The 21,868-nt window shown below is 33.0% G+C and carries 20 protein-coding genes; 7 read left to right on the forward strand and 13 right to left on the reverse strand.

Translation table 11 applies throughout. The features are described 5' to 3' along the window. Nucleotides 1-2: 2 nt before the first annotated feature. Together ACOZBY_RS15850 and ACOZBY_RS15855 are read right to left on the reverse strand one after the other, a co-directional pair. Complete coding sequence (locus ACOZBY_RS15850; RefSeq protein WP_422762546.1) at nucleotides 3-1,679, reverse strand: HlyD family efflux transporter periplasmic adaptor subunit; 1,677 nt, start codon at nucleotides 1,677-1,679, stop codon at nucleotides 3-5. 13 nt (nucleotides 1,680-1,692) lie between these two features. Beyond that, nucleotides 1,693-3,885 carry a peptidase domain-containing ABC transporter gene (locus ACOZBY_RS15855; RefSeq protein ID WP_422762547.1) on the reverse strand — a complete coding sequence of 731 codons (2,193 nt, stop codon included), beginning with the start codon at nucleotides 3,883-3,885 and terminating at the stop codon, nucleotides 1,693-1,695. Between the two features lie 230 nt (nucleotides 3,886-4,115). Here ACOZBY_RS15855 and ACOZBY_RS15860 point away from each other — a divergent pair, with 230 nt between their 5' ends. Both ACOZBY_RS15860 and ACOZBY_RS15865 read left to right on the forward strand, forming a co-directional pair. Further along, a complete protein-coding gene (locus ACOZBY_RS15860) occupies nucleotides 4,116-4,322 on the forward strand; it encodes a hypothetical protein (RefSeq protein WP_289449891.1) in 207 nt (68 codons plus the stop codon). Between the two features lie 38 nt (nucleotides 4,323-4,360). Beyond that, a complete protein-coding gene (locus tag ACOZBY_RS15865) occupies nucleotides 4,361-4,540 on the forward strand; it encodes a bacteriocin class II family protein (RefSeq protein WP_031416691.1) in 180 nt (59 codons plus the stop codon). Nucleotides 4,541-5,624: 1,084 nt separating this feature from the next. On the opposite strand, the gene ACOZBY_RS15870 is transcribed toward ACOZBY_RS15865, so the two are convergent. Genes ACOZBY_RS15870 through ACOZBY_RS15885 form a run of 4 tightly spaced genes read right to left on the reverse strand, consistent with a single transcriptional unit; the run spans nucleotide 5,625 to nucleotide 9,587 of the window. Continuing rightward, nucleotides 5,625-6,248 carry a response regulator transcription factor gene (locus ACOZBY_RS15870; RefSeq protein ID WP_036164723.1) on the reverse strand — a complete coding sequence of 208 codons (624 nt, stop codon included), beginning with the start codon at nucleotides 6,246-6,248 and terminating at the stop codon, nucleotides 5,625-5,627. Continuing rightward, nucleotides 6,241-8,556, reverse strand: a complete 2,316-nt coding sequence (locus ACOZBY_RS15875) for a sensor histidine kinase (RefSeq protein WP_325882026.1) — start codon at nucleotides 8,554-8,556, stop codon at nucleotides 6,241-6,243. The genes ACOZBY_RS15870 and ACOZBY_RS15875 overlap by 8 nt, the downstream gene beginning before the upstream one ends. Beyond that, complete coding sequence (comX, locus tag ACOZBY_RS15880; RefSeq protein ID WP_012296015.1) at nucleotides 8,495-8,677, reverse strand: competence pheromone ComX; 183 nt, start codon at nucleotides 8,675-8,677, stop codon at nucleotides 8,495-8,497. Before comX ends, ACOZBY_RS15875 begins: the two co-directional genes overlap by 62 nt. A gap of 10 nt (nucleotides 8,678-8,687) precedes the next feature. Continuing rightward, nucleotides 8,688-9,587 carry a polyprenyl synthetase family protein gene (locus tag ACOZBY_RS15885; protein ID WP_289449893.1) on the reverse strand — a complete coding sequence of 300 codons (900 nt, stop codon included), beginning with the start codon at nucleotides 9,585-9,587 and terminating at the stop codon, nucleotides 8,688-8,690. 379 nt (nucleotides 9,588-9,966) lie between these two features. Between ACOZBY_RS15885 and ACOZBY_RS15890 the strand changes: the two genes are divergently transcribed. The 3 genes from ACOZBY_RS15890 to ACOZBY_RS15900 all read left to right on the forward strand — a co-directional run bounded on the left by ACOZBY_RS15890 (nucleotide 9,967) and on the right by ACOZBY_RS15900 (nucleotide 13,364). Beyond that, complete coding sequence (locus ACOZBY_RS15890) at nucleotides 9,967-10,164, forward strand: hypothetical protein (protein WP_051800210.1); 198 nt, start codon at nucleotides 9,967-9,969, stop codon at nucleotides 10,162-10,164. Nucleotides 10,165-11,458: 1,294 nt separating this feature from the next. Further along, entirely contained in the window at nucleotides 11,459-12,136 is a 678-nt protein-coding gene (locus ACOZBY_RS15895; protein WP_012296018.1) for a response regulator transcription factor, read from the forward strand. Further along, nucleotides 12,129-13,364, forward strand: a complete 1,236-nt coding sequence (locus ACOZBY_RS15900; protein WP_422762548.1) for a sensor histidine kinase — start codon at nucleotides 12,129-12,131, stop codon at nucleotides 13,362-13,364. Before ACOZBY_RS15895 ends, ACOZBY_RS15900 begins: the two co-directional genes overlap by 8 nt. 56 nt (nucleotides 13,365-13,420) lie before the next feature. Here ACOZBY_RS15900 and ACOZBY_RS15905 read toward each other — a convergent pair whose 3' ends face one another. Genes ACOZBY_RS15905 through ACOZBY_RS15920 form a run of 4 tightly spaced genes read right to left on the reverse strand, consistent with a single transcriptional unit; the run spans nucleotide 13,421 to nucleotide 15,818 of the window. Continuing rightward, nucleotides 13,421-13,981 carry a ferric reductase-like transmembrane domain-containing protein gene (locus ACOZBY_RS15905; RefSeq protein WP_012296020.1) on the reverse strand — a complete coding sequence of 187 codons (561 nt, stop codon included), beginning with the start codon at nucleotides 13,979-13,981 and terminating at the stop codon, nucleotides 13,421-13,423. After that, nucleotides 13,971-14,879 carry an FAD:protein FMN transferase gene (locus ACOZBY_RS15910; protein WP_325882025.1) on the reverse strand — a complete coding sequence of 303 codons (909 nt, stop codon included), beginning with the start codon at nucleotides 14,877-14,879 and terminating at the stop codon, nucleotides 13,971-13,973. Before ACOZBY_RS15910 ends, ACOZBY_RS15905 begins: the two co-directional genes overlap by 11 nt. Nucleotides 14,880-14,893: 14 nt before the next feature. After that, the gene (locus ACOZBY_RS15915; protein ID WP_012296022.1) at nucleotides 14,894-15,148 is read right to left on the reverse strand and encodes a hypothetical protein; all 255 of its coding nucleotides are present in this window, start codon (nucleotides 15,146-15,148) and stop codon (nucleotides 14,894-14,896) included. A gap of 16 nt (nucleotides 15,149-15,164) precedes the next feature. Next, the gene (locus ACOZBY_RS15920; RefSeq protein WP_080717382.1) at nucleotides 15,165-15,818 is read right to left on the reverse strand and encodes a copper amine oxidase N-terminal domain-containing protein; all 654 of its coding nucleotides are present in this window, start codon (nucleotides 15,816-15,818) and stop codon (nucleotides 15,165-15,167) included. Between the two features lie 598 nt (nucleotides 15,819-16,416). Between ACOZBY_RS15920 and ACOZBY_RS15925 the strand changes: the two genes are divergently transcribed. Next, complete coding sequence (locus tag ACOZBY_RS15925; RefSeq protein ID WP_416277808.1) at nucleotides 16,417-16,539, forward strand: IS3 family transposase; 123 nt, start codon at nucleotides 16,417-16,419, stop codon at nucleotides 16,537-16,539. Between the two features lie 68 nt (nucleotides 16,540-16,607). Here ACOZBY_RS15925 and ACOZBY_RS15930 read toward each other — a convergent pair whose 3' ends face one another. Next, nucleotides 16,608-17,372 carry an SDR family oxidoreductase gene (locus ACOZBY_RS15930; RefSeq protein WP_036164738.1) on the reverse strand — a complete coding sequence of 255 codons (765 nt, stop codon included), beginning with the start codon at nucleotides 17,370-17,372 and terminating at the stop codon, nucleotides 16,608-16,610. Between the two features lie 604 nt (nucleotides 17,373-17,976). Here ACOZBY_RS15930 and ACOZBY_RS15935 point away from each other — a divergent pair. Then, nucleotides 17,977-18,432, forward strand: a complete 456-nt coding sequence (locus tag ACOZBY_RS15935; protein WP_325882024.1) for a hypothetical protein — start codon at nucleotides 17,977-17,979, stop codon at nucleotides 18,430-18,432. A 224-nt stretch (nucleotides 18,433-18,656) separates the two neighbouring features. Here the strand turns inward: ACOZBY_RS15935 and glmS are convergent, their stop codons facing one another. Then, nucleotides 18,657-20,459 carry a glutamine--fructose-6-phosphate transaminase (isomerizing) gene (gene glmS / locus ACOZBY_RS15940; RefSeq protein ID WP_012296030.1) on the reverse strand — a complete coding sequence of 601 codons (1,803 nt, stop codon included), beginning with the start codon at nucleotides 20,457-20,459 and terminating at the stop codon, nucleotides 18,657-18,659. 823 nt (nucleotides 20,460-21,282) lie between these two features. After that, nucleotides 21,283-21,798, reverse strand: coding sequence for a type 1 glutamine amidotransferase domain-containing protein (locus ACOZBY_RS15945; protein ID WP_197150636.1), 516 nt, complete (start codon nucleotides 21,796-21,798; stop codon nucleotides 21,283-21,285). Nucleotides 21,799-21,868 lie beyond the last annotated feature (70 nt).

The following is a 21,868-nucleotide window of genomic DNA, read 5'->3' on the forward strand; positions in this document are numbered from 1 at the left end:
CTCTATTCTATAAGATTAACTTTCTCTAAAAGATAATTTAGAATTTTTTTAGAATCTGTAATGACAGACGCTTCTGCTGTCATACCTACCTTAACTTCACCTTTTTCTCCTTTTTTATTGCTAAGCGATTTACTTGTAAGAGATGCTTCCACTGTATAATAACTCAAGCCATTTTCACCCGTCACTGAATCTGGACTAATTGAAGAAATTTCTCCTGATAAATAACCAAAATTTTGTTTTGGAAAAGCTGAAAAATGAAAATTAACCTTGTCACCTATTTTTATTTTGCCTATTTCTTGATTAGGTACCGCTAAAGTAACTTTATATTGAGATTCTTGATCAGGAATTATAGACAAAATTGGTTCTCCAGCTTGAAGAAATTCTCCAACATTAATTTCCTTAATAACATTTATCGTTCCACTTGTAGATGCTTTAACTGCACCTTTATTTGAGGAAATTTCTAGCTGTTCAATATTTTCTTGTATCGCTTTTTTCTTTTTCTCCGCCTCTTCAATTTGACTATTTATTTCTACAACTTTATCTAGCTCAAACTTTTTTAGTGTGACTTGTACACCCTCATTTAGTAATCCTTTTTGGTTGTCTATATCTTGCATACTCTCGGCTAAATGTTGCTTTTCTAGGTTTAGTCCATCATTATTTATGACTAAATCTGTTACTTTATCTAAATTTTCCATATCAATTTTCGTTTGTTTTAGTTGTTTTTCTAAAGTATTGATATGTGTATCTATATCCAAGATTGTGTTATTAATAAATTTTTCTAATTCTAAAGAGGCGTTTTCATACTGCATTTTTTCATTTTCAATCTGAGCCTTTGGAACAAAACGCTCACCTAACTCTAAAGATCTTTTATATATTTTTTCATTATCATTCATTATTAAAGTTAATTGATCAATTTTTTTTTGATAATTAGCCAATTGAGAATTACGTACTGAATCGCTTGGGTCTAAATGATTTTGTTTAGTAATAATTGATTTTTTTAGTTTTCTTTCGTTATCTAAATCAACCATTACTTCATTAATTTTATTTTTTAGTACCCCTTTTTCTACCTCATACTTAGTTTTTTCATCTTTGAAAGTTCTTTCATTTTCTCGTATCTTAATATCAGTCATTTGGCTAGATTGCTCTAACGTATTTCTTTTCTGTTCTACATCCATAGAGCTACTTTTAAAATCTATTTCTAGTTGCTTATAATTCGCAATATATTGATCTACTAATTTTAAGTATTTTAATTCTCTATCCTCGGATTTGGAAAATTGATTCTTTCTTTGTTGAATGCTCACCTTGTATTTGTTCAGAAGGTTTAATTCTGACTCGATTTGTCCTAATTCCGTTTTTCTATTCCCCAATTCTTTTAAAACTTCTTTTTGCTCTATAGAAAATAGTAAATCTCCTTCTTTTACTTTTTGGCCCTCTTTTAGATATAGCCCTTGAACTTTACCGATTATTGGAGAATGCACTGTATGTACTTTTTCATTTGGACGTACTATGCCATTCGCTTTTGCAACAGTATCTATCTCACCAAAGTAACTCCAAGCTAATGCACATATTAATATAACTACCAAAATAGAAATAAAGATTGATACGAACGGATGTGGCTTGGATTCTAAAATCTCCCGACTATCAGTTAACTCATTTAAATTACTTATTTTTATTCTCATCTATTTTCACCTTTTAACTAGTAACTAACTCTATTTGTTCATTTCCACCAGCAATTTGATTTCTCCAAAGTTCATAATATCTACCTTTACTATTCAGTAATTCTTCATGTGTCCCTAATTCAATAATTTGCCCCTGTTCAATCACACAAATCTTATCGCACTTCTTAATCGTGCTTAATCTATGCGCAATAATAATAGTAGTAATTCCAGAACAATAGTCATCGATGGTCTCCGAAATGGCTTTCTCTGTGATGGAATCCAGGTTACTTGTTGCCTCATCCAGTATAAGAATATCCGGTCTTTTTAAAATTGCTCTTGTAATAGATAGACGTTGACGTTGTCCGCCCGATAAATTAGATGCATTTTCCTCAAGAACCGTACTATAACGCAAAGGTAGAGTATTAATAAAATCATGGGCTTTCGCAATTTTTGCCGCACTCACAATATCCTCAAGTGTCACATCATTATCTGTCCCCAATGACAAATTCTCTTCAATTGTCCCGCTAAAAAAGAAACTCTCTTGAGAAACATAGGCAATTTTCTCACGCAATTTATGAAAATCTAAATCTTGAATATTATTACCATTAATCAAAATTTCACCTTTTTCTGGCTGATAGAAATTTAATAGAAGCTTTGCTAAAGTTGTCTTTCCGGAGCCACTTTCGCCAACAAAAGCTACCTTTTCCCCCTGACCGATCGAAAGGTTCATATCTTTTAAGATTAGACTTCTTGTGCCATACCTAAAATCAACATTTCGTATATCTATATCGCCTTTTAGATGCTGAGGAACCATTCTTTTTCCTTTATGCTTCTCTTCTTCCGTTTCTAAATCAAGTATTTCTCCTAACCTTTGAGAAGCGACAATAGCGGATTGAAGCATTGGCTGCAAATTCACTAAGTTTTGCAATGGCGTTAAAAAGTAGGCTAATAATGCATTAAAGGCTATTAGCTGGCCCGCTGTCATATTTCCTCTTAGAACTTGATATGATCCTACCCATAGTATGACCGTTCCACTTACTAGACCTAAATAATTTTTCAAAGAGTTTTGATAGTTATCAATTAGCCCGTGCTTAAAAATACTTTTTAAAAATTTAATAAAGCGTTTTTCAAGTTCATCTTTTGTTGCTTTTTCGGCATTGTAAGCTTTAATGGTTTCGACTCCATTAAGAGATTCTACAAGATAAGCATTTAATTGGGCGTTTTCTTCCATTTCTCTACGATTAATATTTTCATAGGTTTTTTTGAATAGCCATACAATCAATATGTAAACAGGGACCATAACCAATGTTATTCCAAATAAAAAGGCACTTTGGGTATACAGTATAACAGCCCCAACAATGACCATCATGGTATCTAGTACAATTGTTAAAGTTGCTCCTGATAATGCCTCCCGAACTTTAGACGCATCCATTATTCGAGAGATAATTTCCCCTACCTTTCTTGTACTGAAAAAATTCATAGGTAAATTTATGACATGACTATAATAATTTAGAATAAGTGAAATATCGAACTTTTGACTAATATGTAACAATAAATAGTTACGAAATGCGTCAAGTATAATTTGGAATGTGTAAAGTAAAAGTACGCCTAAAGAAATAATATGTAACGACTTTTCTAAATTAAAAACAAGAATATCATCGATTAGTAATTGAAAATAAAATGCACCTGCAATACCAAGTAATGTATACAATATAGAACAAATAAATATTTGAAAAAATAGCCATTTTTGTGGTTTTAGTAGATGGACGAAACGTGCGAAAAGACCTTGTGTTTCATCGCCTCTTTCAAACTTAATTGACGGCACAAGTAGGACAAGAACGCCTGTCCATATTTGCAAGAACTCTTCAGGTGTATATTTCACAATCCCTTTTGCAGGGTCGGCAATAATTACTTCTTTTTGAGTAATTTTATGTATAACTACATAATGTAATAATTTCCCATCTATAACACAATGCGCAATCGCCGGTAGTGGGAACTCCTGAAAAAGAGCCTTAGCGTCTCCTTTAACCGCTTTTGCAGTAAAGCCTAGTTCTTCAGCTGCTTTTATTAAACCAAGAACGTTCGTACCTTGTTTATCTGTTCCTGCTACTTCCCTTAATTTAGAAATAGGAATTTTTAATCCATATTGCTTTGAAATTGTAGATAAACAAGCGATACCACAATCCTTTTGATCATGCTGCTTTACACAAACATATCTTTTAAACATTTAACTCTATCCCTCTATTCGGTTTTTTAAAAAATGATCAATACCAATGTATATTCCATTAGTATATATACTTCTAATAGTCAAACAAAAATACAAACAAATACAATTGCGTGATTACGCATAAATAAATTGCGTAATTACACAATTGTGTAACCTGAGTGAGATAGATATATTTTAGTTAAGGGTAGAGACATAGTTTTTGCCAACTATTCAGAAGGGAGAGATTTCAATTGAAAAAATATGAATCTTTAAACGTTGATTCATCATTTTGTGAATTAGAAATGAATGAATTAATCGAAGTTGATGGTGGAGTAAATCGTAATGCTATTCCAGTTATTATAGGAATTGGAGGAGTAGCGACTACTCTAAATGAAGGTTGGAAATTTTCAGCCGCTGTATGGGAAGGATTTAAAGACGGATTCTTCGGTAAAAAATAGTACGGTTTTGTTTTGTATAATAAAAGGAGGGTAATAAAATGGATTTAAAGAATTTTAAAGAGCTTACAAATGATGAGCTTTCAGCCATCGAAGGTGGTAGTATTACATCAGCAGCAGGATATGTCATAGGTAAAGCTATCGGGAGTACATTTAAACCTGAAAATATATTTAATTTAAAGATAGTCGGAAGCTATCTACCATCTGGAAGCTTTAAATAAGATAAATAATACAGATCTAACTTAAAAAATAAAAACACCTCACTTGGAAAATTAGGGATTTACACCCTTAAAAACCAATGTGAGAGTGTTTTTATAAAAACCATTCTAACAAGATTAATGAAGATTCTTATTATAATGGAGAAGATTATTTATTCTCGAAACCTTTGATAATAGTATGAAATGATATAGATTTAATAATAGAAAAAGGGTATTTCCCTCTTTTCAAATGAAAAAGTAAGTTATTTTTTTTCTTTAGAAGTAACTCGAATTAAAAAATATATTGATGCGAAAGCTAACATAACCAATGACCAATCGATTGTACCACTTTTTACAATTGTATATAGAATTGAAATTAAACTATACATTAAAAAGAATAATAATATAATAATACCTTTTCTTTTATTATTTAAAGACTTTAAAGACATGTATTTCACCACTCTCTATAATTCTAATAATAATTTAATTTGTTTAAATCCATAAGCTATATATATTAACTATTATTACGCTTCTAACCCCCTAATATATGGAATTAACTATAGAGAAAGACAAATAACAATTTATACTGCTGTAAAATATTCAATTTATTGTAATCCTAACCCCCTCAAATAATCCCAATAATACTTATAAATATTGTATAAAAAACCAAACACTTGATTATCAATAAATTCTGAAGAATAAAGACTTAATTATTCATAATATTTTTCTTTTAACGAAACATATCTTATAAACATATACTTCTATCACTAGATTTAATATCCTTACTTTCTCAATTTCCTAATAATACATACTTTATATTTAAATGAAAGGAAGTATCTATACAATTGCGTGATTCCGCACTGATAGATTGCGGAATCACGCAATTGTTAAAAAGGCTCAGTCAATGTATTTTTTATTTTAAGTACAACTATCTAAAATAAAAAAATGTTTTCAGTCTTAAATAATAGATTGATATGGTAACTAATGTAAATATTGTATTTCCGAATAAATATGTCAAGCTATTTACTAACAAAGTATTTCTAGCTACCCAATTTTTTTAAAAATAGCCTAAAAGAGCAGTATAAGCGCTATACTACTCTCCTAATTTTCAAATCAACCCCATCTCCTTCGCTTTTATTACCGCTTCAGCACGTGTCCCCACATTTAACAGTGCATAGATTTGTGTTAAATTATTTTCAATTGTCCGTTGCTTTACACCCAGTTCAAGCGCAATAGCCTGATTCGTATATCCTTCCATTACGAGCTCGAGTATTCTTTTTTCTCTGTTATTGAAGCGCAAAATTTTTTTGAGAGAGTTCCCTGAATACCGATCATTAACATAATCAATAAAGTTTTCAGGAAGTAACATATCATTGTTCATGGCTGCGTAAATGGTTTTTAATATCCGATCTTTTGTTGCTGTTTTCGAAATCACATTATTAATTTTCTTTTCAATAATTAAGGAATAGTAATCTTTAATATCATCACCCGTATATAAAATTACAATTGAGGATGGATATTTTTCCTTCACTAATTCAGCAAATGTTAGACCACTGCAAGCACCGAGATTAACATCAATTAAAAAAACATCATACACTTTTTTCTCAATAACATCTGCAAATGACTCTATATCATTTAATGTATCAATTGAAATGTCTGATACGGCGTTAAAAAGCTTTTTACTGCCATCCAGAATCATAGGATGGTCGTCTACTATAAGTAGTTTAATCATAAGTAACTCCTTCCTCTATTTTTATATGGACGCGCATCCCTTCGTCAGGAGCAGACTCAATTTGGATAAAACCGTTATAAGCATAAATACGCTCTATTATTCCTTGGAGTCCCATAGAATTTTTCCGTTCACTTTCGGACAAATCGCAGCCTATACCATTATCCAAATACACCAGCTCAAAGCCATATAGTGTAGAGATAAGTTGTATCTTCACATAGGTAGCTTGTGAATGCTTTATTGCGTTATTTAATAATTCTTGTACTGTTCGATAAATGAGTAAAGGATAATCAGCATTCGCTAACTCTACATCTTCAATTTCAAGAATCATAGCGAAATCCGCCCGCTGATCTGTCTCTGCAAATAATTTATTTAATGCTGCCTTTAAACCTTGCTTTTCTAGTAGTGGTGGCTTCAATTTTCCACAATAATAGCGTAATTGGTGATTAAGCTCAACCAGATTTTCGCGATGCTGCTGAATGAGTTGTTGTATTTCTTTTTGTACTTGCTTGTCTTGAAATTTATCTATCTCTCTAATTAGATGGATTTGTTCTTGAAGAATCGTATCATGGAGCTCTTGAGCTAGCTGATATTTTTCGTTTTCGAGCTTTATCCAAACGAATTTCCTTAGCCATGGAGGATATGGCTTACCTGGTTTTTGAGAAGTATTCAATTGGTAGATTAAGTCTTCAACCAATTGCGTATTTTCAATAAAGTTACTTATGTACATAATCAACAGTTCAAGGCATAATAACTCTTCTCTTTTTAAATAAACTTTATCTTTATCCCCAATCGTAAGAATGTATTTTTTATCTAAGGTTTCATGTAAACAACCTATATAAAGGTCCCCTATTTTCTTTATCTCACCTAAGCTTATTTTTTCAATAATATCAGTATTAAAGACAGGAACAGACGGTAAATCATTCTTTATAACTGTTCCATCAACTGTAGAGTAGATATAAATAGTAATATTACTAACAGCTAATTGTTGTGATAGTTCCTCTGTAAAACGCTCTAATAATTCTTCAACTGTTGTCACTTTTATAATGCGTTCAATAGTTTTATGGACAACGTTAATATAATCTCCTTTAGGGGAATATAGTAGCTTCCGATTAGCATAATCTATCTTTTCTTTAATATAGAGTGCAACTACCAATAATATAAACACAAATAAAAAGATATACAGTAAATCCATTAAATAAATATGAATAGTAAGATAAATCCCTGTACATATTAAAGCAGCTAAAGTTAATGAAAACAAACTATAATTACGGATCTTGGAAATTTGATAATCTAAATCAAACAACCGCTCAGGAAATTGCACCAATAGTAAAGAAATAGGGATAACTAATAAAAACAAAGCGCAAACCGAAGATGATATGATAAATTGTTTAAATAAAAGAATCGGTAGAACGTAGAGTAGCACAAACGGGAGGAATGGTACTATCAAACATAAAAATAATAGCAAAAATTGTTGCTTACGATATCTTATGTAAGACATACCCATTATAAAAATAGCATAAAGTATTAGAACACAAAATATAACTAAAATTAGAATTGTATTGAATGGTCTTATCAAAGGATCAACCATCTCACATAGCGTCAATAAACCAACAATACAAGTAAATCCATATAAGATCATTTTATTCACTATAAAAGTGAAATGAATACTTAAAGATTTAAGATAATTACATAAAAAATGAATTAATAAAATTAAGCTTAATATTAAACCATTGCTTATTATAAATATGCCTAAACTATCTAATCGAGTAGAAGCTCCCACACTGCTATAAGTCAATGAAACTGTCAGTATAAATAAAATAAAGATGCCCAAGGATTGAAAGGTTTTTCTTTTATATATATATAAATAAATACTTAACGTTAAATTGATAAAGAAATAAACTAATGGAATAATGAAAGCATGCAGAAATTGATATGGCAACTCTGAATACTTAATTTGTATAGTCTTTAAATTACCCTGTGAATCTTCTAACAAGATACTATTTGCACTTCTTATCATATATTCTTTTGTGTCTTTTCCTGTTTCTATTTCTTTATTATCTACCTCTAAAATAGTATCCCCTTTTTCTGCATCATTGAGGTTTGCCCACTCAGGATAGGTAAAATTCTTTATGACCCAATCATTATGTACTCTTTCGACTTCAATGCCGATCAATGGAAATCTGAAACTGATAGACAACATATATACGATCGCTAATGTATAGCTAATAATCGTAAATAAAAACGCACTATATTTTATTTTCATCCACTGCCCCGCGCCATCCAAGCCCTCTAAAATAGATAGGCTCATTAAATGCTTCCAAAATAGCCTGTTGCTCTCGTGTTGTAACACCTACTAATGACAATTTGTTTTCTTTTAAGGAAACAATTAAACTAGGATTTTCTAATAAATACTGAATTAATTTTCTCAAATTACAACCCTCATTCCATTAATTTCTCTAAATATAGCCTACTTTTTTTGCTAAATGGCATTTTCTTTAATAAATCTAGTGCTTTAAATTTAAATATATTTTTTAAAGCAACAGTATAATGGATAGCTCCGTTATTCATCAAAGCATCTTCAAAAATTTGATTATCTAAGTATGCTGTAGTACCTGAATAATAATCTGTTAAAATTTTCGAATACTCCTCGCTTTGTTCAAATAAAAAAATAATAGGTATGGAAAATTTTTTATTTAGCAAATCATTTTTCTTATTCCATATGTTTAAATCCTCTATATCATTTTTTATTTGTTGAATAACACCTATATAACTTGAATACTCTTCTACACAGGGTTCATATTTACCTAACGCTAGAACTGTGCCTAATTGACTACTTAAGGCAGTCAATGATCCAGATTTTAAAGTAATCATTTCTATATAGCTTTCTTCAACTCTACAATTATTTAATAAATCTAAGTGTTGTCCGTTAATACTTCTTAAGACAAAATCGTTTAAAACACCTATAGCTATTTGTTTATGAGTAAAGGAACTTTCACTTATCAGCTTTATAGCTAAAAAAATCATGGCTAAAGTTGCATTCATAGCAAAAGCAGGTTCATTGCACCAGATATAATCTGAATCATTGTCTTGTAAATCATCTATTATATCAAAGCTTAAAATTATTAGTTCAATAGCGGCAGCTATCTTTATAATTTCCAAGTTATCATCTTGGGCAAATTCTTGATAGTGAATCATACAGAGATGCCCAAAAATCATATGCGAATCTTTTTTTTCATCAATATAATTTAAAATGTTAGTTCTGAAAGACTCATGGAAATCTTCCGATAAAACTATTTCTTTCATTTCCTTAAGTATTTTGTTTTGATACAGCAAATCCACCCATCACCCACTTTTAAAATATTTACATTTCATTATAAACGTCTAACAACAAAATGGAATAGTAAAATTTTGTTATAAATTTTAATATTTTGTTATATTTCTAAAATAGGTAATCGAAATTCAGGTAAAAATTACATAAAGAATGCTAATAAATTGGTGTTAATTCCCCCCCTAAATAGAGCTACATTCTGTAATCAACTGTGTGATTACGCAATTGATACTTTGCGGAATTACACAGTTGTAAACCACATCAAAAAAGTACTATATATTTAAATATAACTGTTAGTTGTATTCCAATTACTAGAAAGGTGGAGGTAGTTAGGGATGAACGAATTATCTGAAGCAAAGTTAATGGAGATAGATGGCGATGGCTTGAAGATTGAAATCGATTAGTGGAGGGGGCGCTGCATCTTCTGTTCTTAATTTTTCTACAGGTGCAGGTCTTGGCGCGACAGGTGTTGCTTTAGTACAAGGAGCAAAAAAAGGGGCTCAAGTGGGTAGACTTGGTGGACCTTGGGGAATTGCTGCTGGTGCCGTAGTAGGTGGGGTAGTTGGAGTATGGTTAGGTAACGACTAACTAAAATAAACTTGGTTTTGACTTTTTGATTATAATTTAATAATTTAATTACATAGTTCTAAGTAATTGAATTTAAATTTTTATTTGTATCATCCCCTTTTAGTAATCGGTGTTATAGACATTTGTTTGAAATGGCGAAACACTTTGCTTTTAGGGGATTCCATTTACTTTAGCTAAGATTTGAAAAAATGTTTCAAAGTTGGATAGGCATGCAGAAACATAAATTGAAAATTAGAGGTGGTGAACAATTTTGATTAATAGGAAAGCTATACTTATCCCGTTACTAATCTTATTTATTGCTCTTTTACGCCAAGTAAGTATTCACTGGGGAGAAAAAACAACCATATTTTGGTTTTATTTATTTGGAGTAATTTTTTTGGCCATTATTTTTCTATATCAATTACTTCTAACCAGAAGAAAAAAAGAACGATAATGTTGACAGGAATACAAGCTGTTTAGTTTATTTAAGTCCCTTTTTCGATAAATCTACATATTTCATACATAAGAATCACTTATTTTACATTTGATTGGTTAAACAGTATAGACACTTAGTATAAAAATAGCTCCACTCAGCTTATGTACATATATACTGTTTACTAGTTCGTGTTTAAAATAAAAACAAACTTCTGCATTTTTGTTCAGACTCAGAAATGAGTGCCAATTAACGAAAAAGTATTTAGACGTTAGAACAAAAATAAGTTTTTTTACACGCTTGATCTCTATCTCCTACATATGAAGAAATACCTTATACACAAACGGAAAATTATGCTAAAGGTGTTTAAAATCACATGATACATATTCTATTGAGGCTTTACAATGATGTACAAAAGGAAAAAATTGAAAAATATTATTATTATTTAAAAGTATTAACCAAAACCATTAATACCCCTCTATACCTCTCATAAAAACACCTCCTTAATCAGAGAGGTGTTTTCATTTATTTCAAGGTTCAGTCATAATTTTTATGTGATTCATTTTGCTCTTTCCGTTTTATGCCGCTTGCTGTGATATTCGTAGTATACTTTTATCACAACCAACTAAGGGAGTAGATCAATGCCCGAATCAAAACCTATTGACTGGCACATTGCACAGAAATAAAAGATTTACCCAAATCATAATTTCAAAAATCGACGATACATCTTGATCGTGCGGCTCTCATATTGATTACCGATGGTCAAACCTCCACTACTTTAAAAAAAGCATCGCATCTTTTTTTCAAAGCTACAATTTTCAGTTTAAATTCATTTTAGGGTTGTATAGTATATTGAATATAATTTACAGGGGGAAAACAACTTTGAAAATATTACTTGCAGAAGATGATGCTCGTTTAAGAAAAAATATCGTATATATTCTTAGAAAGGAATTTCACCACGTAATCGAAGTGGATAACGGACTAGACGCGCTCGACCATACCTTTTCCGAAAGTTTTGATTTGTTAATTTTAGATTGGATGATGCCTCAGCTGAGTGGTCTTGAGGTTTGCAAACAACTTCGAGATACAGGTTTTAGTGGTGGTATTTTGATGCTGACTGCAAAAGATGATACCTCTGATATTATTCAAGGTTTAGATAGTGGAGCAGATGATTACTTAGTAAAACCTTTTAAGATGGAGGAACTTTTAGCAAGAATTCGAGCAGTACTGCGAAGAAAAGAAAAAGTAATCGAACAAGTCATCCAAGTAGAAAATTTACAACTTAATATAGATTCTCGCGTTTTCCTTCGCGATAATACTGAAATTGAATTAACTAAAAATGAGTTTGCACTCTTAGAATTCCTATTCATCAATAAGGGACATGTGCTTACAAGAGAACAAATATGTATTTACATATGGGGCTATGATTTTGACGTTTCAAATAACTCCTTGGATGCACTTGTGAAACTCGTCCGAAAAAAAATTGATACTAGCCATGAAAAATCGCATATTCAAAATGTAAGAGGGATTGGCTATAAACTGAGGGATTACTGTGTTTAATAAAACAAGAAAAAAATTATCATTATTATATGCCACCATTTTCTTTTCGTTTTTTTCTCTCTTCATCATCATTCTTTATTTTTCACTCGTAAATTTGATGGATACTCAACAATTAGAAGAACTAGAATCCATCTATACAAAACAAAAACATGATTTTTATGAATACAAGGATCATGACAAGGAAAATTTGAGCTATGATCCAAACCGTAATTTTTTCTATTACATTTATACAAACAACCATATATTTGTTCACGGTGATGAGTCCTATAAAGGTCTGAAAACACAATTAGAGGAAGTCTTTACAAAAAGCAAGACAAATGAAAAAACAGTGCTTCATTTCGAATGGCAAAATGAGCATTTCCTTCTTCTGAAAAAACCTATTTACGAACGTAATGAGGTTGTTGGATATATCATTTTAGGGAAATCCATTACTTCACAACAACACTTTTTCCAAAAAACCATTCAGTTACTTATTCTGTTAACTTGTATTTCTACAGTCTTAATCGGACTCCTTAGTTACTATATGGCAGGTAAAGCAATGGTCCCTATTCAATGGTCATATGATAAACAGAAAAAGTTTGTTTCAGATGCCTCTCATGAATTGCGCACACCACTCAGTATTTTTTATAGCTCGCTCGATATATTAGATCTAGAAGAAGCTAAAAATATAAGCCCTTTTGGCAAAGAATTAATTCATGAAATGAAAGAAGAAGCTCAACTAATGAAAGAATTGTTGGAGAAATTGTTATTTTTAGCTCGCCATGATCAGCAACAATGGAATCAGCATATAGGTGTTATACCACTCTCCAAAATGCTAGAAAAAGTTAGTGCAAAATTCCACAAATTAATGCCTCCTGAAATACAATTTGAAACACAAATTGAAGAAAATATAGAGCTACTTGGAGATGCAGCAAAGATACAAGAACTACTCTATATATTATTGGAAAATGCTATTTCGTACTCTAAAAAAGGGAAAATAACACTCACCCTTTTAAAAGAAAGAGATTCTATTGAAATTGCTTTAACCGATCAAGGAATTGGTATACCAGAGCATGAATTATCCTTAATCTTTGAACGATTTTATCGTAGCGATGCTGCACGCCAAAGAAACGGAACTGGTTTAGGTCTGTCAATAGCAAAAGCGATTGTTGAACAGCACAATGGGAAAATTTTTGCTACAAGTAAAGTAGGAACAGGCACAACATTTCATATTGTATTTAAAATTTGAAATAATAGAAGCATCAATCCTTCCCTTTTTCTAGGAAGAGTTGATGCTTTTATCACTTAGATAGACGTATTATTTTTCGGGGAAATGTCCTTTTTCAAACTCTCTTGGCTCACTCTTCGCAAAACCAATATAACTAAAGTGAAACCGGCTGTTAACGCATAAAAAATTAGTACAAATAAATTTTCAGTATCAGTACCAATGATGATGCCATGGCAAAGTGAAAGTAACCACGCAGGTAACACAAGCATATGAATATTCTTCCATATAGATCGACTCATTGTTTTAATCCATAAATCTGAAGTCATTAACACGATCAAAAAACAATAAAAAGCAATTGTGCCAAGACTAGAGGCTACTGACTTATAGTCGGCGGCAAAAGGAATCAAAACTTCCACTACATTATAAGGCTTATAGCTGTCAATCATTAATACAAGCATATGGGCTATTAATGTGAACAACCCCATCCAACCTGCATTTTGATGTATTTGATAAATTAAGTTTTTATGTGATTTTACATATGGTGATTTTCTTAAAAGCCCAAAAATAATGGAGATTGTAAAATAAAAATAGGCTAAAAATCCAAATAGTCTAATCCATTCCCATGTACTAGTTAACAACTTCTCTCCCCCTTGTCATCATCCAATAACCTTCTTGTCCTTCTTTGACAATAAACCGAGCATTTCGTTGACAATTTGTTTCAAACCACTGTTGTTGCTCACTTTCATCTATTAGGAAACAAAGCTTTGCCCATACTTCGGCATCACACAATGAAGATGTTACGACCGTCGCTTGCAACACATCTGTTTTGGCAACCTCACCTGTTCGTCCATTCAATAGATGATTCTTCGTAATATTATTTTGTGTCCAACTTCTAAAAATTCGATTAGAAGTGGCAATCGCTCCCGTGCTAATATTGATATAGCTAATTTCTTTATCAATTATTTTAGGGTCAGCCACACCAATCTTCCATATCTTCTCCCCTGTAGACCATAGTTTCATATCACCACCACCATCTATAATGCCGTAATCAGGGGCAACCTCATTTTCAAGCCAATTAGCCAGCGTTTCTATGGCATACCCTTTAGCAAATCCACCTAAATCAATTTCCTGGTTCGCAAGTTTCATTACCTGCTGATTGCTTAAAAACTGAAATGGCTTTCCTGAGATGGACTTTACATTTGAGGATTGATGCTTAGCCACTTTAAATGGGAACGACTGATTGTAGCCCTGCTGCTCCAGCTGCAACTTCAAATAGGGTGAGAATAATCCATTGGATTGAAGATAATATTGATTTGCTCGTTGTAAACAATCATAAAGTGACGAGCTTAGTTGCAATGTCTCGCCAATCTTTAATTCATTTAATAGTGACAACTCATTATTAGGTAGAAACCTTGACCATTCTTTTGCTACGTACTGCAACCATTTTTCAGCCCGCTCTTTCCAATTTTTATTTTTACCTTTTGGAATAGCTATAAAAAAATCGGTATTCATTAATTGTAGGGAAAGTGTGTCCATCTTCATCATCTCCACTATGTTCTTTTGGTTTTTCGATCACTCTTTTTTGAAATTTGATTGGCAGCTTGAACTTCAAAATTTGTCCAATCTAGTTGGACAAGCTCTTTCTCTTTCTCCGTCATGTCTTTTTCTTGTTGCGCAGTAATTTGAAGATCATTTGAATGGTTTGTTTTTGCTTGTATTGAAGTGTTTATTTGCGTTAATAGTACGGCAGATAACATCACCCCTGATGCGCCTAATATCCATTTCGCTTTTTTCGGATCTTTCATTGTTCACCATTCCTTCCTATTTGATTAAAAGTTGACATAAAAACATTTGATTGTCTTCTTGCCATTCGACCACATAGCCTAAGCCATTTGTAATGACACTGATTGGTACATAGAGTTCCTCATTTAAATAGAATGAAGATGCAGGTAACGGTGTTTTAACATTGTTATCATAGACAACATTAGTACCTGAGCGAAAAACTAGTTCATTCTCTTGATATTGTATATCTAAAATTTTGCTTGTTTTGTAAAAGGTAGCTTTTGCTCCTAAAAGCTGTGCCACTGTTTTCCCTGGTACAAAAAACTCCCCGTCTTTTGGGATAACATAAAAATTTAATTCTTTATTCATACCTACTACTTTCAAATTGACTAATTTTGACATGCTGAAAGGCAAAACCTCTTTCTCCATAACTAATTCTCTTGTCCAAATATTCCAAGTACCTTTTTCGTATACTTCACCATTCGTATTATAGGATTCATCTTCATCATCATATTCGTAACGATCATCATCGTCATCATCATCATGGTCATATTCGTAACGATCATCATCGTCGTACTTCTCATGTTTCTTATACTCGTGTTCATGGTCATCATCAGCTCGAACACTTAATCCAAAAGTGAATGTACAAGTTACTAAAAAAGCCAATATCAAACTGATTCTCTTTTTTTTCATGGATACTACCCCCTTCATTTGACTACATTGTAGCTAAGAAAAATGATAGGAATCTGAAATTTAATTTTTTTTTACATAAAAAATCAAACTATCTCCAAGTTAGTTTCACCTAACTCTGGATATATCTTTTACTTTTACAATTGCTTTTTTATTTGTGGTTTATTATATAAATTAGATAATTTCTAGAGCTGCTTCTTAAAAGCAATTGCTAAGCAATAGTGATGCATTGAAAAAGACGCGCCCTTTAATGGAATAACCTACATTTAACTTCCTGCCACATTTTAATCATTTGCTTTTGATGACATGCAATTAAAGTACCTCAGAAACCCGTATTTTACGGCAAATAAAAGAATCCATATTAATAGAAGGTATGATCAAAATAGATTCTTTTCTTGCATATTTCGGTTTCGATTTTATTAAATAAATCGGATCATTTTCTAACTATGCTGTTCAACAATTGAGCCCGATTGCTAGGCATCGATAAATCCACTCTGTTTCTCGTAATCCGGAACTGGATTTCCCTCTGTAAATGGGGCCAATCGTTCAACATACTTCCATAATGAAGGACGATTAACATCTGAACTAAAAATTTGAAAGTATGGAACATTTCATTTCTAATTGGAGAGGTACATTTACTATTTACATTAACCAACGAATGAAAGAAAAATTAAAAGGAATGAGCCCTGTCCAATACAGAGTTCATTCCTCAGTAACTGCTTAAAAATATGTGTCTAACTTTTTCGGGTGTCTTCATTTGAAGTTCCGTATAAATTCGTTATCTTACAGGTTCTATAGATGAGATCCTCCACTTGCATCGAGTAATTGACCAGTTACCCAACGGCTGTCTGAGGAAGCAAGAAAGGCGGCAATATCTGCCACATCCTCGGGTTCTCCCCATCTATTGAAGATTGAAAGACCAGCCGCATATTTTTGCCCATCAAGCTTTTCCAAAGTCTCAGCATTCATCTCCGTATTAATAATTCCAGGCTGGATGGCGTTTACCGTAATATCACGGCTCCCTAGTTGCTTGGCTAGAAGACGCGTAAACGTGTCGATAGCACCTTTGGACATACTGTATGTGAAGACACTTGGCGAAGCTGCACGTGTCACAAAAGAAGAAATATTAATAATACGTCCTCCATCTTTTAAACGTGGCAAAGCTTGCTGAGTAACAAAAAGTGGTGCTTTAACATTAATCTTCATTACCTCCTCAAATGATTCTTCCGTCGTCTCTTCTAAACTCATAATTTGACCTATTCCAGCATTGTTGACAAGAATATCGAATCCGACACCGCCCATATATCCCCGAATAGTATCATCCAAAGTAGTAAATAAATCTTGAATACCATCTAGAGTACTAAGGTCAGCACCAATTGCGCAAGCATTTCCTCCGCTTTGTTCGATCTGGTGAACAACTGCTTCTGCCTCATTACGCCTTTTCCCGTAATGAACGATGACAAAGGCTCCCTCTTGAGCCAGACGCAATGCAATACTGCGGCCAATTCCTCGACTTGATCCTGTAACTAAAGCGATTTTGCCTGTTAACTTACTCATGCTTCCATCTCCTTGTTCAAACAAAGTTATATTACATAGAGAATTATATCAAGGAACATTATTTGAAATGTTGCTCTCCTATTTGGTTTCAAAGGGGTGTTTCATCGCAGTTTTATTTCATTTCTAGAGCGTGACTTTCATATAAAAATGTTATTCAACCATATGGCTACTTAGATGAAGGAAAGTCGCATTCTTTACTAAAGAAATGCATTTTGTGTGCCATAATAAAAACCATAAACAAAAACCCTGATACAGCAATACACTGTACCAAGGTTTGTATTTTATAGTTATCATCACTCATGTATTCTGTTTAAGTGTTCTGTATACAACTTTATTGTAACTCAACACACTGTTGCTTTGAAATAAAGTTTGATTAAAAACATCTCACAAACCAGCATTTTTCTATAAAGAAAAAGATCCATTTTGAAAAAAACTTAATCAAAATGGAGTCTTATATTGTAATACTAAAATTGATTTTTATAAAGGTTGTTATATTCTTGCTATACTGTTCCATAATTGCAAACCACATAAATACACTAGGAAATTACAGGGAATTTCTGTGAGGGTTAAATAAGCAATGTTCCTTTGAAAGGTATGAATTTTTATGGAAGATAATTTAGTGATTTATTATTCCTATAATTTGAATTGGAATTTGCCAGAGGCAATTCAAAACGAAGCAAAAGCATTTCTTTGTCAAATACCCAATGAAAAATTGCCACTTATATTTAAAAAATATTCAAAAGAATGTTGGGAGAACGCAGTCGATGTCGTCATATCTATCGGCTATCCAAATAACAAAGTGGCTTTGCCTAATTTATATGAATTATTTAAGGATTTGAATTGGCCAGGAGCATCAAAAGCCTTAGATTATATAAAGGGTCTAGAACGTCATGTGAATAGTATATATATAGAAAATGCTTGTGCTAAGGCTGTTGAGGAAAATGATACAGAATGGCTTTATTTTTTGTATGAAATTAGTGTACAACTTCACATTAATAAAGATGATTTTAAAGATAATAATTTATATCACGAAATGAAAAATGCTTATGAAGAATCTTGAAATGAATATTTTTATTGCAAAAAGAGTAGCATGTGCTACTCTTTTATTTTGTTGAGGAACAATATTATCTTTTAAACCATGTGCATGTTATTTCATTATAGTTATTTAAAAACCTTCTGCCACTAAATGACCTGATCGTAAGAAAAAAGCCTATATTTCAGCAAAGGATTTTTAATCAAACTTTTTTATAAAACTACAACACACACTTCTAAAATAAAACTCAATTATTCAACTGTCACCGATTTAGCTAAGTTACGTGGTTTATCCACATCACAACGACGGTGGAGTGCTGCATAGTAGCTGATTAACTGTAATGGCACTACCGATACAAGTGGCGTTAGGTATTCGTGAACATGCGGAATGACTAATCGGTCGCCATCCTCATCAATACCAGCCATCGCGATAATACATGGATATGCACCACGCGCAGCAACTTCTTTCACATTACCACGGATGTTTAGCCCAACTGATGCTTGTGTAACAAGTGCAAACACTGGTGTTCCTTCTTCAATTAAAGCAATTGTTCCGTGTTTAAGCTCACCGCCAGCAAAGCCTTCTGCTTGGATATAAGAGATCTCCTTTAGTTTTAAGGCCCCTTCAAGGCTCACGTAGAAGTCCATATTACGACCAATAAAGAATGCATTACGTGCGATTTTTAAGTAGTCTTCTGCGATGTCTTCTAATACATCTTTTGAGTCAATAATTGTTTGGATACCGTTTGCGGCAATCGCAAGCTCTTGTTTTAAATCAAATTCTAAGCCAGTGCCATTTGCTTTTGCTGTTACATAGGCTGCTAGAGCAAGGACTGCTACTTGCGCCACATATGCTTTTGTAGAAGCTACAGCTATTTCTGGACCCGCATGTAATAACAACGTGTGATCAGCTTCACGTGATAGTGTTGAGCCAGGTACATTTGTAATTGTTAATGTTGGGTAGCCAAGCTCTTTAATTTTTACTAGAACCTGACGGCTGTCTGCTGTTTCCCCTGATTGTGTAATAAAGATAAATAAAGGTCTTTTTGAAAGTAATGGCATATTATAGCCGAATTCACTAGAAATATGAACTTCTACTGGGATACCAGCCATTTTTTCAAAATATTGTTTACCAATGAGCCCTGCATGATAGCTTGTGCCCGCCGCAATAATATATAAACGATCTGCAGCTCGCAATGCTTCTAAAATTTCGGTATCAATTGTTAGATCGCCATTATCACCCTCATACGCTTGAATAATTTTGCGTATGACTGTAGGCTGCTCATCCATTTCTTTTAACATATAATGAGGATATGTTCCCTTTTCAATGTCGCTCATATCAAGCTCTGCTGTATATGGTGCACGTTCCACTACAGAACCATCTAGTTTTGTAATTTCAACGCTAGCCTTGTGTACAATTACAACCTCTTTGTCGTGTAGCTCTACATATTGGTCTGTCACTTGCAGCATAGCCATTGCATCCGAAGCAACAACATTGAAGTCTTCACCAATTCCAACTAAAAGTGGAGATTTATTTTTCGCTACAAAGATTGTATCAGCGGCTTCTGCATCTAATAGTGCAAGCGCATATGAACCATGTAGTAAAGATAACGTTTTACGGAAAGCATCTGCTGTGCTTAAACCTTCTTTTACAAACAACTCTACTAATTGCACGATAACCTCTGTATCTGTATCAGATTTCATTGGAATACCTTTTAAGTATGTTTTTTGTAATAGATGATAGTTTTCAATTACCCCATTATGCACAAGCGTAAAACGCCCTGATGCACTTTGATGCGGATGAGCATTTAAACGATTTGGTACTCCATGTGTAGCCCAACGTGTATGACCAATACCAATTTTCGCAGCAACATCTTCATCTACCGCTTCTCGTAAGTCTGCGATACGTCCTTTTTCTTTAAAAACCGTTACGCCTTCTTCATTACGGACTGCAATGCCCGCTGAATCATAACCACGATATTCTAGCTTTTCTAAACCTTTTAATAAAATTTCCTTTGCATCTGATTCACCAATATATCCTACAATTCCACACATAAATTCTCGTCCTCCGATATTGTCAATTTAACGCAATGACAAAGTAGACCTCATCTACCGAATTTTTTGAATGGACAAGCAAACTTTATTTTAAATAAAATAAAGCACTTTCGTACATGCAATGAACTCATTCAGCCATCTGAATGGAGCATTCGATATGTGAAGTTTTCTTCTATTCATCTATTGCTTTACGATACCTTCTCCATTTCCTGTACATTCAATCACTCAAATGCTTTCAAAATGAAAAATGACAATCGGGTATGTCGATCGGGAGGTATCCGCCGAATTTTCGATAAACCTCCACCTCGTCTGCTGAAGATTCTTTTCGTCCAATTTCTTCAGCTCAGGCGCTATAATTGTTTTCCGATTTTACGCTCTCTTTCCTCCTTTTGCGTTCGTTCAAGAACAAGGTCGGACCTCGTCTTCAACTTCTCCATCATACTCAATCATATGCTATCCGTCAAACTTTCGTTATAAAAAATACCTAGTACCCTTGCTTTTTCGTGACAAATATGTAGACAAACAATTGCTAGTGCTAGAAAAACCTTGAAAAACACACTACTTAGCATTACTTAGTACGGATTGTTTTGTTAGTGGGGATGATTTGGTGGAGAATCTGAAGAAAATGCTTAAAGGCAGGAATCGTATTAGAAATCATTAGTCGTGACGAAATTTATGGATATGAAGTTGTCACGCAACTTACGAGTACGGGCTTTAAGGGTATCGCCAGAATGCACATTGATCTTGGTCAAACAACAAATGTGCTCAGCGCATTATACAAAAGAAACAAAAGGCACAAGCAAAAGCTGCTTGTGCCTTTTTGTTATTTACTAGCTAATAAATTTACTATTTCTCTATTAAAGGCAGGTAGGTCATCTGGTGTTCTACTTGTCACGAGTTGCTTTTGGCAGACGAATACTTCCTCATCGTGGAACTTTGCCCCTGCGTTTTCTAAATCTACTTGAATGGATTTATAACCTGTAGCGTCACGACCATTTAGTGTTTTCGCCGTAATTAGCAGCTGCGGTCCATGACAAATGGCAAAGGTTGGTTTCATATCATCCATAAAGGATTTTACAAACGCCACTACACGATCATCGGCGCGTAAGATATCTGGAGAAAAACCACCAGGTATAAACAGTGCATCAAAATCAGTCGCTTTTACATCCTCAATGCCTTTATCAATTTTTACTGTTTCCCCATGTTTCCCTTTTACCTCTTTTCCTGCCTCTGTATCAATTGTTACTAGCTGATGTCCAGCCGCTTCTAAGGCTTCTTTAGGACTTGTAAATTCACTATCCTCGAACATATCGGTAATAACTGTAGCAATTTTAGCCATATCCATCAAACACTCCTTGTTATTGTGACTCCTTTTTACTGTTCCCCATCTTTGCTATTTAAAACATCCT

Origin of the sequence: Lysinibacillus sp. NPDC056220 (assembly GCF_049315265.1) — a bacterium.
GTDB lineage: Bacteria > Bacillota > Bacilli > Bacillales_A > Planococcaceae > Lysinibacillus > Lysinibacillus pinottii.